Origin of the sequence: Citrobacter sp. Ce104 (genome assembly GCF_030334595.1) — a bacterium.
GTDB lineage: Bacteria > Pseudomonadota > Gammaproteobacteria > Enterobacterales > Enterobacteriaceae > Citrobacter > Citrobacter europaeus.
Genome location: NZ_JAOWDP010000068.1, coordinates 111,866 through 126,111 on the forward strand (window position 1 = coordinate 111,866; position 14,246 = coordinate 126,111).

12 protein-coding genes are annotated in these 14,246 nt (G+C 51.8%); 5 read left to right on the forward strand and 7 right to left on the reverse strand.

Features of this window, described 5'->3' with window-relative positions:
- Positions 1-28: 28 nt before the first annotated feature.
- The 5 genes from pnp to mtr all read left to right on the forward strand — a co-directional run bounded on the left by pnp (position 29) and on the right by mtr (position 6,777).
- Positions 29-2,161, forward strand: a complete 2,133-nt coding sequence (gene pnp / locus OGW16_RS19045) for a polyribonucleotide nucleotidyltransferase (protein WP_008785911.1) — start codon at positions 29-31, stop codon at positions 2,159-2,161.
- 109 nt (positions 2,162-2,270) lie between these two features.
- A complete protein-coding gene (gene nlpI, locus OGW16_RS19050) occupies positions 2,271-3,155 on the forward strand; it encodes a lipoprotein NlpI (RefSeq protein WP_003024982.1) in 885 nt (294 codons plus the stop codon).
- Between the two features lie 106 nt (positions 3,156-3,261).
- Entirely contained in the window at positions 3,262-3,342 is an 81-nt protein-coding gene (gene yrbN / locus OGW16_RS19055) for a protein YrbN (RefSeq protein WP_010723222.1), read from the forward strand.
- On the forward strand, positions 3,335-5,263 hold the full coding sequence (locus OGW16_RS19060) for a DEAD/DEAH family ATP-dependent RNA helicase (RefSeq protein WP_003828643.1): 1,929 nt from the start codon (positions 3,335-3,337) through the stop codon (positions 5,261-5,263). Before yrbN ends, OGW16_RS19060 begins: the two co-directional genes overlap by 8 nt.
- Positions 5,264-5,532: 269 nt before the next feature.
- The gene (gene mtr / locus OGW16_RS19065; RefSeq protein ID WP_043017782.1) at positions 5,533-6,777 is read left to right on the forward strand and encodes a tryptophan permease; all 1,245 of its coding nucleotides are present in this window, start codon (positions 5,533-5,535) and stop codon (positions 6,775-6,777) included.
- Positions 6,778-6,865: 88 nt separating this feature from the next.
- Here the strand turns inward: mtr and OGW16_RS19070 are convergent, their stop codons facing one another.
- The 7 genes from OGW16_RS19070 to OGW16_RS19100 form a co-directional block, all read right to left on the reverse strand.
- On the reverse strand, positions 6,866-7,873 hold the full coding sequence (locus OGW16_RS19070; protein WP_199994666.1) for a luciferase-like monooxygenase: 1,008 nt from the start codon (positions 7,871-7,873) through the stop codon (positions 6,866-6,868).
- Positions 7,874-7,967: 94 nt separating this feature from the next.
- On the reverse strand, positions 7,968-8,672 hold the full coding sequence (locus OGW16_RS19075) for a fimbria/pilus periplasmic chaperone (protein WP_286518693.1): 705 nt from the start codon (positions 8,670-8,672) through the stop codon (positions 7,968-7,970).
- Positions 8,665-9,198 (reverse strand): fimbrial protein, encoded by a 534-nt coding sequence (locus OGW16_RS19080; protein WP_172862431.1) that lies wholly within the window; start codon positions 9,196-9,198, stop codon positions 8,665-8,667. Before OGW16_RS19080 ends, OGW16_RS19075 begins: the two co-directional genes overlap by 8 nt.
- Before the next feature lie 9 nt (positions 9,199-9,207).
- A complete protein-coding gene (locus tag OGW16_RS19085) occupies positions 9,208-9,729 on the reverse strand; it encodes a fimbrial protein (protein ID WP_051642752.1) in 522 nt (173 codons plus the stop codon).
- A gap of 20 nt (positions 9,730-9,749) precedes the next feature.
- Positions 9,750-10,805 (reverse strand): fimbrial protein, encoded by a 1,056-nt coding sequence (locus OGW16_RS19090; RefSeq protein ID WP_181231027.1) that lies wholly within the window; start codon positions 10,803-10,805, stop codon positions 9,750-9,752.
- Positions 10,805-13,390 (reverse strand): fimbrial biogenesis usher protein, encoded by a 2,586-nt coding sequence (locus OGW16_RS19095; protein WP_181231028.1) that lies wholly within the window; start codon positions 13,388-13,390, stop codon positions 10,805-10,807. Before OGW16_RS19095 ends, OGW16_RS19090 begins: the two co-directional genes overlap by 1 nt.
- Positions 13,391-13,428: 38 nt before the next feature.
- The gene (locus OGW16_RS19100) at positions 13,429-14,139 is read right to left on the reverse strand and encodes a fimbria/pilus periplasmic chaperone (protein ID WP_181231029.1); all 711 of its coding nucleotides are present in this window, start codon (positions 14,137-14,139) and stop codon (positions 13,429-13,431) included.
- Between the last annotated feature and the right edge of the window lie 107 nt (positions 14,140-14,246).

Sequence of the window (14,246 nt, forward strand, 5' to 3'; positions counted from 1 at the left end):
GTCAAAAAAATAGAGAAAGGATATTATTTTGCTTAATCCGATCGTTCGTAAATTCCAGTACGGTCAGCATACCGTTACGCTGGAAACCGGCATGATGGCGCGTCAGGCGACTGCCGCTGTTATGGTTAGCATGGATGACACCGCGGTATTCGTTACCGTTGTTGGCCAGAAAAAAGCGAAACCAGGCCAGGACTTTTTCCCGCTGACCGTTAACTATCAGGAGCGTACCTACGCTGCTGGCCGTATCCCGGGTAGCTTCTTCCGTCGTGAAGGCCGTCCGAGCGAAGGCGAAACCCTGATCGCGCGTCTGATTGACCGCCCGGTTCGCCCGCTGTTCCCTGAAGGTTTCGTTAACGAAGTTCAGGTTATCGCGACCGTTGTTTCCGTTAACCCGCAGGTTAACCCGGACATCGTAGCAATGATTGGCGCATCTGCTGCGCTGACTCTGTCTGGTATCCCATTCAACGGCCCGATCGGTGCTGCACGTGTTGGTTACATCAATGACCAGTACGTACTGAACCCGACTCAGGACGAACTGAAAGAAAGCAAGCTGGACCTGGTTGTTGCGGGTACTGAAGCTGCCGTACTGATGGTTGAATCCGAAGCTGAACTGCTGAGCGAAGACCAGATGCTGGGCGCTGTAGTATTCGGTCACGAACAGCAGCAGGTTGTTATTCAGGCTATCAACGAGCTGGCGAAAGAAGCCGGCAAACCGCGTTGGGACTGGCAGCCAGAAGCCGTCAACGAAGCGCTGAATGCTCGCGTTGCCGCACTGGCAGAAGCTCGCCTGAGCGATGCTTACCGTATCACCGACAAACAAGAGCGTTATGCTCAGGTTGACGTGATCAAATCTGAAACCATCGCGACTCTGGTGGCTGAAGACGAAACCCTGGACGCTAACGAACTGGGTGAAATCCTGCACGCTATCGAGAAAAATGTTGTTCGTAGCCGCGTACTGGCAGGCGAGCCGCGCATCGATGGCCGTGAAAAAGACATGATCCGTGGCCTGGACGTGCGTACTGGCGTTCTGCCGCGTACCCACGGTTCCGCACTGTTCACCCGTGGCGAAACTCAGGCGCTGGTTACTGCGACCCTGGGCACCACGCGTGATGCACAGAACCTCGACGAACTGATGGGCGAGCGTACTGACAACTTCCTGTTCCACTACAACTTCCCTCCGTACTGCGTAGGCGAAACCGGTATGGTCGGTTCTCCGAAGCGTCGTGAGATTGGTCACGGTCGTCTGGCGAAGCGTGGCGTACTGGCAGTAATGCCGGAACTGGATAAATTCCCGTACACCGTGCGTGTGGTTTCTGAAATCACCGAATCTAACGGTTCTTCTTCTATGGCTTCCGTGTGTGGCGCTTCCCTGGCGCTGATGGACGCAGGCGTGCCGATCAAAGCCGCCGTTGCGGGTATCGCGATGGGTCTGGTGAAAGAAGGCGACAACTTTGTTGTTCTGTCTGACATCCTGGGCGACGAAGACCACCTGGGCGATATGGACTTCAAAGTGGCGGGTTCCCGCGACGGTATCTCTGCACTGCAGATGGATATCAAAATTGAAGGTATCACCAAAGAGATCATGCAGGTTGCTCTGAACCAGGCTAAAGGTGCGCGTCTGCACATCCTGGGTGTGATGGAACAAGCGATCAACGCACCGCGTGGCGACATTTCTCAGTTCGCTCCGCGTATCCACACTATCAAGATCAGCCCGGACAAGATCAAAGACGTTATCGGTAAAGGCGGTTCTGTTATCCGTGCTCTGACCGAAGAAACCGGCACCACCATTGAAATCGAAGATGATGGTACTGTGAAGATTGCTGCGACCGACGGCGAGAAAGCGAAATATGCTATCCGTCGTATCGAAGAAATCACCGCAGAGATCGAAGTAGGCCGTATCTACAATGGTAAAGTGACCCGTATCGTTGACTTTGGCGCATTCGTTGCCATCGGTGGCGGTAAAGAAGGTCTGGTACACATCTCTCAGATCGCTGACAAGCGCGTAGAGAAAGTGACTGACTACCTGCAGATGGGTCAGGAAGTACCGGTCAAAGTTCTGGAAGTTGATCGCCAGGGCCGTGTACGTCTGAGCATTAAAGAAGCAACTGAGCAGTCTCAGCCTGCAGGCGAACCGGAAGCTCCGGCAAGCCAGGGCGAGTAAGGTTGCCATTGCCCTCCGTGAAAGCGGAGGGCTTTTAACCCGGCAGGATGCCTTGTTAGCAACCGGGGAACCTGGACGTTCATTCAATCGTTGTCTTCGGGAGTGGGAAATGAAGCCTTTTTTGCGCTGGTGTTTCGTTGCGACAGCACTCACGCTGGCTGGATGCAGTAATTCCGCCTGGCGTAAGAGTGAAGTCCTCGCAGTACCATTGCAACCGACTTTGCAGCAGGAAGTGATTCTGGCACGTATGGAACAAATTCTTGCCAGTCGGGCTTTAACCGATGATGAACGCGCACAGCTTTTATATGAGCGCGGAGTGTTGTATGATAGTCTCGGTCTGAGGGCACTGGCGCGAAATGATTTTTCACAAGCGCTGGCAATCCGACCAGATATGCCTGAAGTATTCAATTACTTAGGTATATATTTAACGCAGGCAGGCAATTTTGATGCTGCCTATGAAGCGTTTGATTCTGTACTTGAGCTTGATCCAACTTACAACTACGCGCACTTAAATCGCGGTATCGCATTGTATTACGGCGGTCGCGACAAGTTAGCGCAAGATGATCTGCTAGCGTTTTATCAAGACGATCCCAATGATCCTTTCCGTAGTCTGTGGCTTTATCTTGCCGAGCAGAAGCTCGATGAGAAGCAGGCTAAAGAAGCGTTGAAGCAACGCTTTGAGAAATCGGATAAAGAGCAATGGGGATGGAACATTGTCGAGTTCTACCTGGGCAACATTAGCGAAGCAACGCTGATGGAACGCCTGAAGGCGGACGCAACGGATAACACCTCGCTCGCTGAGCATCTCAGTGAAACCAACTTCTATTTAGGTAAGTACTACCTAAGTCTGGGGGATTTGGACAACGCTACGGCATTGTTCAAACTGGCGGTGGCTAACAACGTTCATAACTTTGTTGAGCACCGATACGCATTGTTGGAATTATCGCTCCTGGGCCAGGACCAAGATGACCTGGCAGAATCGGACCAGCAATAGCTGACGTACACATCAGCCCGTAATCTTTTTTGATTGCCATCACCTTCACGGGTGAGGGCGTTGTTGTTCGTTAATACACCTACTTTGAGCCGGTTCACACTTTTCAATGAAAATTGCAGATCAATTTCATGATGAGTTATGTAGACTGGCCGCCATTAATTTTGAGGCACACGTACTACATGGCTGAATTCGAAACCACTTTTGCAGATCTGGGCCTGAAGGCTCCTATCCTTGAAGCCCTTAACGATCTGGGTTACGAAAAACCATCTCCAATCCAGGCAGAGTGCATTCCGCATCTGCTGGGCGGCCGCGATGTTCTGGGTATGGCCCAGACGGGTAGCGGCAAAACTGCAGCGTTCTCTTTACCGCTGCTCAACAATCTTGATCCTGAGCTGAAGGCACCTCAGATTCTGGTGCTGGCACCGACCCGCGAACTGGCGGTTCAGGTTGCAGAAGCCATGACGGATTTCTCTAAACACATGCGCGGCGTGAACGTGGTTGCCCTGTACGGCGGCCAGCGTTATGACGTGCAATTACGTGCCCTGCGTCAGGGACCACAGATCGTCGTCGGTACGCCGGGTCGTCTGCTGGATCACCTGAAGCGCGGTACTCTGGACCTCTCCAAACTGAGCGGTCTGGTGCTGGACGAAGCTGACGAAATGCTGCGTATGGGCTTCATCGAAGACGTTGAAACCATCATGGCGCAGATCCCGGAAGGTCATCAGACCGCTCTGTTCTCCGCGACTATGCCGGAAGCGATTCGTCGTATTACCCGCCGCTTTATGAAAGAGCCGCAGGAAGTACGCATCCAGTCCAGCGTTACTACCCGTCCTGACATCAGCCAGAGCTACTGGACTGTATGGGGCATGCGTAAAAATGAAGCGCTGGTGCGTTTCCTGGAAGCAGAAGATTTTGATGCGGCGATTATCTTCGTTCGTACCAAAAATGCGACCCTGGAAGTGGCAGAAGCGCTGGAGCGTAGCGGTTATAGCAGCGCTGCACTGAACGGCGACATGAACCAGTCTCTGCGTGAGCAGACTCTGGAGCGTCTGAAAGATGGCCGTCTGGATATTCTGATTGCAACCGACGTTGCAGCCCGTGGCCTGGACGTTGAGCGTATCAGCCTGGTTGTTAACTACGACATCCCGATGGATTCCGAGTCTTACGTTCACCGTATCGGCCGTACCGGTCGTGCGGGTCGTGCGGGTCGTGCGCTGCTGTTCGTTGAGAACCGCGAGCGTCGTCTGCTGCGTAACATCGAACGCACCATGAAGCTGACTATTCCGGAAGTAGAACTGCCGAACGCAGACCTGCTGGGCAAACGCCGTCTGGAAAAATTCGCTGCTAAAGTACAGCAGCAGCTGGAAAGCAGCGATCTGGATCAGTACCGTGCTCTGCTGGCGAAAATGCAGCCGGAAGAAGAGCTGGATATCGAAACCCTGGCAGCAGCACTGCTGAAGATGGCTCAGGGCGAACGTCCGCTGATCCTGCCGCCAGATGCGCCGATGCGTCCGAAACGCGAATTCCGCGACCGTGATGACCGTGGCCCGCGTGACCGCAACGATCGTGGCCCGCGTGACCGTAATGACCGTGGTGGTGAAGACCGTCCGCGTCGTGAACGTCGTGACGTTGGCGATATGCAGCTGTACCGCATTGAAGTGGGTCGTGATGACGGTGTTGAAGTTCGTCATATCGTTGGTGCGATTGCTAACGAAGGCGATATCAGCAGCCGTTACATCGGTAACATCAAGCTGTTTGCTTCCCACTCCACCATCGAACTGCCGAAAGGTATGCCGGGCGACGTGCTGCAGCACTTTACCCGTACTCGCATCCTGAACAAGCCGATGAACATGCAGCTGGTTGGCGATGCAGTTCCGCACACCGGTGGCGAGCGTCGTGGCGGTGGCCGTTTCAGCGGTGAGCGTCGTGAAGGCGGTCGCGGTGAAGGTCGTAACTTTAGCGGCGAACGTCGTGAAGGCGGTCGTGGCGATGGTCGTCGTTTCAGCGGCGAACGTCGTGAAGGCAACCGTGGCCCGCGTCGTGACGATTCTTCTGCTCCGCGTCGTGATGACTCTGCTGGTCGTCGTCGTTTCGGCGGTGACGCATAAACCTCACGGTTTAACAGCGTAAAGTAATATATACAGCCCCGATCGAAATGATTGGGGCTTTTTTTATTTCATTTGTACTCGTGTACTGGTACAGTGCAGCACATTAAACTGTATTAGCTAATTGTTACCCTAAATAATTCGAGTTGTAGGAAGGCGGCAAACGAGGACATTCCGGGAGCTTACTTAAGTAAGTGACTGGGATGGCGGAGTGCAGCCAACGCATCTACAGCTTGAAATATGACGGGGAAATACACTGGAGAGATGGCTAAATGGCAACACTAACCACCACCCAAACGTCACCTTCGCTGCTCGGTGGCGTGGTGATCATCGGCGGCACCATTATTGGCGCGGGGATGTTTTCTCTGCCTGTGGTCATGTCCGGGGCGTGGTTCTTCTGGTCAATGGCGGCACTGATCTTCACCTGGTTCTGCATGCTGCACTCCGGGCTGATGATCCTCGAAGCTAACCTCAATTACCGCATTGGTTCGAGCTTCGACACCATCACGAAAGATCTGCTGGGCAAAGGCTGGAACGTTGTGAACGGCATCTCGATCGCCTTCGTTCTCTATATCCTGACCTACGCGTATATCTCGGCGAGCGGATCGATTCTGCACCACACCTTCTCGGAGCTGTCGTTGAACGTTCCGGCGCGTGCGGCAGGTCTTGGCTTCGCGCTGCTGGTGGCGTTTGTGGTGTGGTTAAGTACCAAAGCGGTTAGCCGCATGACGGCAATTGTGCTGGGCGCGAAGGTGATTACCTTTTTCCTGACCTTCGGCAGTCTGCTGGGGCACGTGCAGCCCGCAACACTGTTTAATGTGGCGCAGAGCAACGCTTCGTATACGCCGTACCTGCTAATGACGCTGCCGTTCTGTCTGGCCTCATTCGGCTATCACGGCAACGTCCCGAGCCTGATGAAGTACTACGGCAAAGATCCGAAGACCATCGTTAAGTGTCTGGTGTACGGCACGCTGCTGGCGCTGGTGCTGTATACCGTATGGTTGCTGGGGACGATGGGTAATATTCCGCGTCCGGAATTTATTGGTATTGCACAGCAAGGCGGTAACATTGATGTGCTGGTACAGGCGCTGAGCGGCGTACTAAACAGCCGCAGTCTGGATCTGCTGCTGGTAGTGTTCTCCAACTTTGCGGTGGCGAGTTCATTCCTCGGCGTTACGCTCGGTCTGTTTGACTATCTGGCGGATCTGTTTGGCTTTGATGACTCGGCAATGGGACGTTTTAAAACGGCATTGCTGACGTTTGTCCCGCCAATTATCGGTGGCCTGCTGTGGCCGAACGGTTTTCTGTACGCCATTGGCTATGCAGGACTCGCGGCAACCATCTGGGCCGCTATTGTTCCGGCGCTGCTGGCACGTAAATCCCGCGAGCGTTTCGGTAGCCCGAAATTCCGCGTCTGGGGCGGCAAGCCGATGATTGCGCTGATCCTGGTGTTCGGTATCGGTAACGCGGTTATCCATATTCTGTCGAGCGTTAACCTGCTGCCGGTGTACCAGTAGAACAATTGCCCGGTGGCGCTACGCTTACCGGGCCTACAGAGATTGAGTCGGCCGGATAAGGCGCAGCCGCCATCCGGCACAAACCGCGCTACCCCAGCAACTCTTCTTTCACGTCCATCGCCAAATCAAACGAATGTAGACGTGCCTGATGATCAAAAATCTGGCCGTTAACCATAATCTCATCAGCCTGGGTTTCACGCAAAATCGCCTCGAGACCATGCCGCACTTTTGCCTTATCACCGACCAGCGACATACTCAGCGCCTGTTGTACGCCGTACTGCTCAGAAGCGGACCACAGCTGATGTATATTCTCTACCGGCGGCGGTAGCTGGCCGGTTTCGCCACGACGCAGTTTCACAAACGCCTGCTGCATGGAGGTGAAAAGAAACTCGGCGTCGCGATTGCTGTCGGCGGCTATGATGTTGATGCACACCATCGCATACGGCTTTGCCAGCCGCGCTGAGGGCTTGAATTGGCTGCGATACAGATGCAGTGCCTGGTGCAGCATATCCGGAGCAAAGTGCGAGGCGAAGGCAAACGGCAAACCCAGTTGAGCCGCCAGCTGTGCGCTGTACAGGCTGGAACCTAATAACCAGACCGGGATCTGCTCGCCATAGCCTGGAACCGGGCGTACATGCGGATTCGGATCGCGGGCGTCGAACCAGTCCACCAGTTCAGCTACGTCGCGTGGGAAGTTATCAATATCACCACTCATATGGCGGCGCAGTGCGCGCATCGTCGGCTGATCGCTCCCTGGCGCACGGCCAAGCCCGAGATCGATGCGTCCCGGATACAGCGTGTTCAGGGTGCCAAACTGCTCGGCGATCACCAGCGGCGAATGGTTGGGCAGCATAACGCCGCCAGACCCGAGATGCAGCGTGGTGGTATTAGCAGCCAGATAGCCAATCAGCACTGAGGTAGCGGCGCTGGCGATGCCGGTCATGTTGTGATGCTCTGCCAGCCAATAACGGTAGTAACCGCGTTTTTCGGCCAGTTGAGCGAGATCAAGCGAGTGCGTGAAGGCCTCTTTTGCCGAAGATCCTTCAGGGATCGGCGCCAGATCCAGCACCGAGAACGGAATAGTTTTGTCAGTCATAACGGCTCACTTTGTTACCGGTTAATCTTTTAATACTGCATTAAAGATTAGCGAATGTTGTTAACAAAGTGAGCTGTTTATCATTGGGGATTAATCATGGCGCTTGTGTCAATGTGATATTCATTGCGGTGAGTTCTTTACCCACATCATCCAGCGTTCGCCACTGTACTTTGCATAGGGTTGTATTTTGGCACCAGGAAACAGAACGCTGACTAAATGGGGCGATAACCCCGGCATTCTCTTCAATATGCCCATTCACTCGCACCGATGTCAGCGTCACATAATAAGGGGTCGGATTGCCGATCTCCAACGACCCGTCCTGTCGCCACTGCCAGTGAATCTGCTGGTATGCTTGCTCTGGGATCCCAGATAGCCCAGGAGGACGATAAATGAGTTTATAACGTGAGCGCAGGGCGACCTGTACCGAGTTCTTTTCCATTTTTCCAGAAGGAATGGCGGTGATCAGCAATTCATACAGGCTTTCACGGTCGACGGGTAAATCCTCTGCGGTTTTAACTATCCGAATTTTATTTTCTTTTTCTCCCGCAAGCGCAAAAAGGGGCGGCGTTACAGTAAAAGGCGTCATCCCGTGGATCGGTTCGGCCCCGGGCCATTGTAGCGTGTTATTAATGCTGCTTTTGACCAGCCAGGTTGCGCTGTCGGTATTTTTTAAGGTGATGGACAGACTGCCAGCATCGGCATCAAAAATAAACCGTGTGCCACCAGCAACGACGCCAGCATGGCCACCGCAGCTACTCCCGAACAGTAGCAAAGCAATAACGACGTAATAATTATTCATAGTGCAGTTGGAAGGTGGCGGTGGCACCGGCATCGCCCGGCGTTACAATCGTGCGGGTGGAGATATACTGGGCATAAAATTGCAGGTCAAAGATTTGTACCGAATTAGAACTTAACGTATAAGCGGGGCTCTCGGTTTTTAATGGGATAATCGCTCTGTTGCTGTCTAAAATTGCCACAGCAAGCCCGGTAGCGCTTTCGGCTGAAGCATCCACTTTTAGCAGCTCCGGACGGTCAGTGTCGGATTCACCATTGAATGTGACCGTCGCCGTCGTGACTTCATATGCACATTTTTCCAGGGTGATGATAAATGCCTGCATGGAGGTTACGGCACCCGTCTGAAGAAAATCTTGCGGATGAAACTGCCCAAGGGCAACGGTAAAATCTTTCGATGCGGCAGCGACTTCACAGGTATGGGCGTTAATCGAACCCGTGATATTGATGGTTCCGCTGTGATCGTCGGCGAAAGCAATTGAAATGTGGCCCAGCGCTAAAGCAGAAAACAGGATAAAAAGATATTTTGTCATTCCTCTGCCTCACTGATAGAGCATATCGAAATACATCACCGCATTGGCACTACCCGGCGTTACCACATTCTGAGTGGCCTTATAGCGCAACTGATAGCGGAGGGTGTTATCACCGGACTTCAATGTATATAAACTGCTGGCTTGCCCAAGAGGCAGGGGTTGCGGTGCACCTGAATTTAGATCCAATATTTCAATTGCCACACCTGAAGCCGTGTCGCCTTCACCAGTTGCGTTGGTGAGTGCGAGGAGCGCGCCGTTATCCGTATTGGACTCACCTGAAAAAGTAATACTGCCTTTACCAACGCAGTTTTCCAGATTAATCTCAAAATTCTTCGCTGAACTTACGCTGCCTGTACCGGAAAATACGGCAACTGAGAAGTCGCCGATATGTACCGTCTGATTTTCGCTGGCTACCGCCACATCGCAGCCTTCGGCAATAATCGAGCCGTTAAACGTTAAGTTTGGCACTTCGTTTTCCGCCTGCGCGGTACTGGCCAAACCGGCGACCAGAAAGATCATCCATTTTTTCATTTCTGCTTATCCGTAGCGGGTTACTGAAAATCAATACGCATGGTGGCCACCGCGTTATAGCTGCCCGCTTCAGGGGTGCCCTCAATGGTTTTCACCGGCCAGGCCTGCACGTTAATGGTCGTCGCGTAGGTATCATTCAGCGTCAGCAGGATCTTGCCGGTTTCCGGTGGGATTGTGGTTCCCTGCATATCCGCCACAACCACGGCTATCCCGCTGTTACTGGACTGGATGGCATCCGGGTATTCTGCCGAAGGGGTGGCGACCATACGCCATTCCAGATTCGCCGTTGAGGCCATATCATTACACTGCACCGGGATGGAAAGGGTTTTCGGTGTATAACCCTTGGGCTTTTGTCCCGGCGTTTTAAAGCTACCGGCCCACGTTTGACCCAACTCGACGGTAAGCATCTGTCCGGCGTTAATTTCGCAGCTTTCAGGTACGGTCACCGTACCATTTATTGACAGGCTTGCTGTTGCCTCACCGGGAATAAAGGTATCTGTCACGGTATACCAGAGCTGGGCCATAATGGTTGAGGGTATATTGACCTGGCCGACAAAGGATCGCTTCATATAAAACGTTACCCGGACATGGTTCCCGGTATGATATTCATCGCCTGCTGTGTTACAGGGATATGTCCCGTCATCTTTGGGAATATAATGGTTGTTCCATGGAACAGGGTAGTAAGTACCATTACCTTCATCCTTTATCTCTATCGCGGCCGCAATGTATTCATTGATATTGTAAAAAGTTAATCCATTTGCTGTGGTATAGATATCCAACGGGCTGGTTGTCCATTGATGCGTGACTACCCCATTGGGATACAGCGTTGGATCACATTGGCAATATAGTGAGAATTGACCGCTGCTGGATTCAGTGACAGGTGGCAAGGCACCCGCTCTGTTGTCCTCTGGATTGGTGATGGTTGAGTTGACATTAAAGACGTAACTTTTTGTCGCGCTATCGTTTGCCGGGCCGCAGGCATTGTTTGGATATGCGGCGTAGCATTCGGAGATGGTGCCGAGAAATAACAACGTTGCGGTTATTTTTAGAAAGAGATGAAGAGGATATTTTTTCATTATATACACCGAGCGGTAATTTTATTAACGGGGCGAATAGCGTTAACATCAAGCGCATAGGTTGCATGGCACCGGGCATCGCTACCGGTTCCCCATTGCACATTTAACTCCCCTTGCGGCGGCAGCCCGGCAAGATACACGACGCCGTCATCGCCAACGATACTGCTGCTTTCAGTGTCGTCGTGAGTCACGGTCGCGCCAAATGGAACGGGTTTATTGTGGTATTTCAGCGTAACCAAGACCCGATGTCCGATCCGCGCTTTAAAATCAGCTCTGACTAAGGCGCCATGGGTTGGAATAACCTGTACGACGGCATCATCGATATCCATATCATCGCCAAGAGCGTTAATATCCAGGGCGATTCGGTTCTGACGATAGACGTTGGCATACGGAATAACCGTATAGCCGCGCCAGTCGGTTTTTATGCCCTCGTTGTTTTCTACCGGAACATTTTCTGCGCCCGGAATAGCGACCAGAATATTGGTGTTGCCCAACGGCTGGCTGAGCGTAATGCCTGCGGCATGCGCCACAATGCCCCCTGAAAGCCCATAGTTAACCTGTTGGTAGTTTCCGTTATCGCTATAGTTATATCCCACATTAACGTCGCCATACGCGCCTTTGTAATCCAGGCTGGCCATTCCACTGGCGCCGGTTCCCTGGTTGCCATACCCTTGCTGCAGGTTATAGTTCAGGTTGTTGGCCTCAAGCAGCGACCCACTGACCCCCGCGTTTTGCGTGGTATGTCCGTCTTTATCGGTACTGGTGCTAAGTGTGGCGAACATGGAGTTCGTGCGCTGGGTCGGTGAAACGCCGCCGGGGCTCAACCACCAGCCAAGCGGCAGGGAAATATTCAGCGCAACAATTTGATCGGCATTTGGCTGGCCTGGCGATTGGGTATAATTATAACTCAGGCCGATGTTCATATTATGCCATTGGGTATTGTAGCCAATCTGGAATAATGAGTTGGTTTCATCGGTATGCCAGTAGCTCTGTTTGCTACCGGACAAATAAAGGGAGCCATAGCCGTTTAGCTGCTGAGAGATATTAACCTGTACCTTTCCTCGCTTTGAATAATAGAGGTTATAGTAATTTACCCATACAGGCTGATCGTCATCTTCGTCATCAGGGTCGGATGTGTATCCATCCATCTTTTTATAGGTGGTATCGCTAAAGGTATAAAACCCAGAGGTGGAGTAGCGATAGCCTAACAGCTGGAAGTTAGTGCCGATGTTGTTGAGTGATTTTGCGTAGAGAAAACGCAGCGATTGCCCGGTATGGCGACTGTTATCAGCCAGTTCGCTTTGCGCATGCGTCAGATCCAGCGAGACAGCGCCAAAATCGCCCATATTGACGCCGAAACCCAGTGCCGACGCGGTGTAAGTGGAGGATAGCTGACCGCCGCCGTATAACGTCCAACCGTGCGGCAATCCCCAACTGAGAGAAAACTGGCCGAAATCCGTTTCTTCCTGTTGCGAACTGTTTGTTCTTGAGCGTCCGACAATCGCCGAATATTTGATCCTGCCTTCGCGCTGTAAAAGCGGCACCGCTGAATACGGTACGCTGTAGCTGGATATTCTGCCATCCGATTCTTTCACTTCTACGACCAAATCACCGCCCGATGAAGTAGGGTAGAGATCGGTAATTTCAAAAGCCCCTGGCGCGACGTAAGTTTGATAAATAATGTAATTATTTTGCCTGACGGTAACCTGGGCGTTACTTTGCGCGATCCCGCGTATTGTTGGCGCAAAGCCTTTCAGGCTGTCGGGTAACATATTCTCATCGGAAGAGAGTTGTGCGCCACGAAAGTTCAGACTGTCGAAGAGCTCTGATGATGTGTAACCATCCCCAATAGTGAGTTCGCTTTTTAAGGGAATCACGGTACGTTGAAGGTAGGTATTAATATGTTGCCACTTGCTGCTGGTGGTCGATTTACTCCACGTTGAGTTATCGCGTAAGCGCCACGGGCCAATGTTGGCTCCGCTGTTTAGCGCCAGAAAATAGTTACTGTTGGCGCCGCTGCTTTCTCCGCTGCCGTCGCGACTGTTTGAGCCTGAAAAATTGTAGTTGACCAGCAGGGCGTTAATCCCTTCGTCCCATTGCTCCGGCGGGATGTATCCTCTGGCATTATTACTTAGTGCGATTTGCGGAATAGAAAGATTGAGGCGGAGTTTTTCAAACTCAAATTCGCTTACAGCATCGGGGATAGCGATACTGAGGTCAACGCACGACTCATCTTTTATCGACGCAAACCCGGGTGATTTGTTATTGATGCCAATTTTTTGCAAGTAGTCGACCGACAGACAAGGCTGTAGCTGATGGCTTTGTGGATCACTTGATTCTCTAAACTCGACGTCGCGGGTGCCGATAAACGTTTCATTAAGATAGATATCTACCCGATAGGTGCCAGGTGTTTGCGCGCCGTTGTTTGTAAAACGCGAGAGATCGGCTACCGCGTCCGGATCGTCTGAAAAAAATGCCGGGTTGAAATAATTCTCTGCCCCTGTAAAGAATGACGTGAAGACAGCGATGAGTGCTGTCGTCAGAGGTGCGATTTTAAATTTATTAATATAAAAGTTTGTTTGCATTTATATCAGCCACATCATTATAAATAGTTATATTATTTTTAACTGCTACATGTTTGTTCTGGCGTCAGTGCGCCAAAATCATTTACCGTCTGAAATTTTATGCTGCCACCCTTGCCGGAAAAGTCGACGCTGCTGGTGGACATCGGCGCCAACATCGTATTTTTGATTTTATTTTCGCCGATACGGAAATTAACCAGCGTAACGTAATAGGGGGAAGGGTTGTTCATGCTGGCTTTTCCGCCTGCAATACTACAACGCAGAGTGCGCGGGGCATCTACCGACGCGCTGGCTAAATTTTCCGGGCGCATAAACAGTTTGATTGTGCTTTGAGTGGCAATCTGTAAGGTATTTTGCTTAATCTTTTCTTTGGCAACCGGTGGTATGGCTTTACTGTTAAAATAGAATACTGTTTCGCGATCGGTCGGTAGTGGTTTACCGATATACATGATCCGTACGATATTTTCATGTTTTGCCGAAATGGAAAAAAGCGGTGGCGTTACGACAAATTCATCAGATTTAGTGTCATCCGGATTGGACACCCATGACTTAATTAAAAACGTATTTTGGCTATCAGAGTTTCTGACGGGCAGCGAAACCTGTTGCGCAGTCAAGGGGTAGACAATGCGCGTTGCGCCAAGTGAAACGCCCCCGGCGTTGGCGGCAAAAGAAATTATTGATAACGCGCCCACGGTCATGTGGACTAAACCTATTTTAACGGTCTGCTTTCTATTAGCAAATGAGGTAACCATGACATATTCCTTTATATCAAAAATAACATTCAGAAGTGCAATATAAATGGACGCGAAGCCTGTATAAGCTAATGGATTAAATAAATCCGGGGGCGCTATAACAGAAA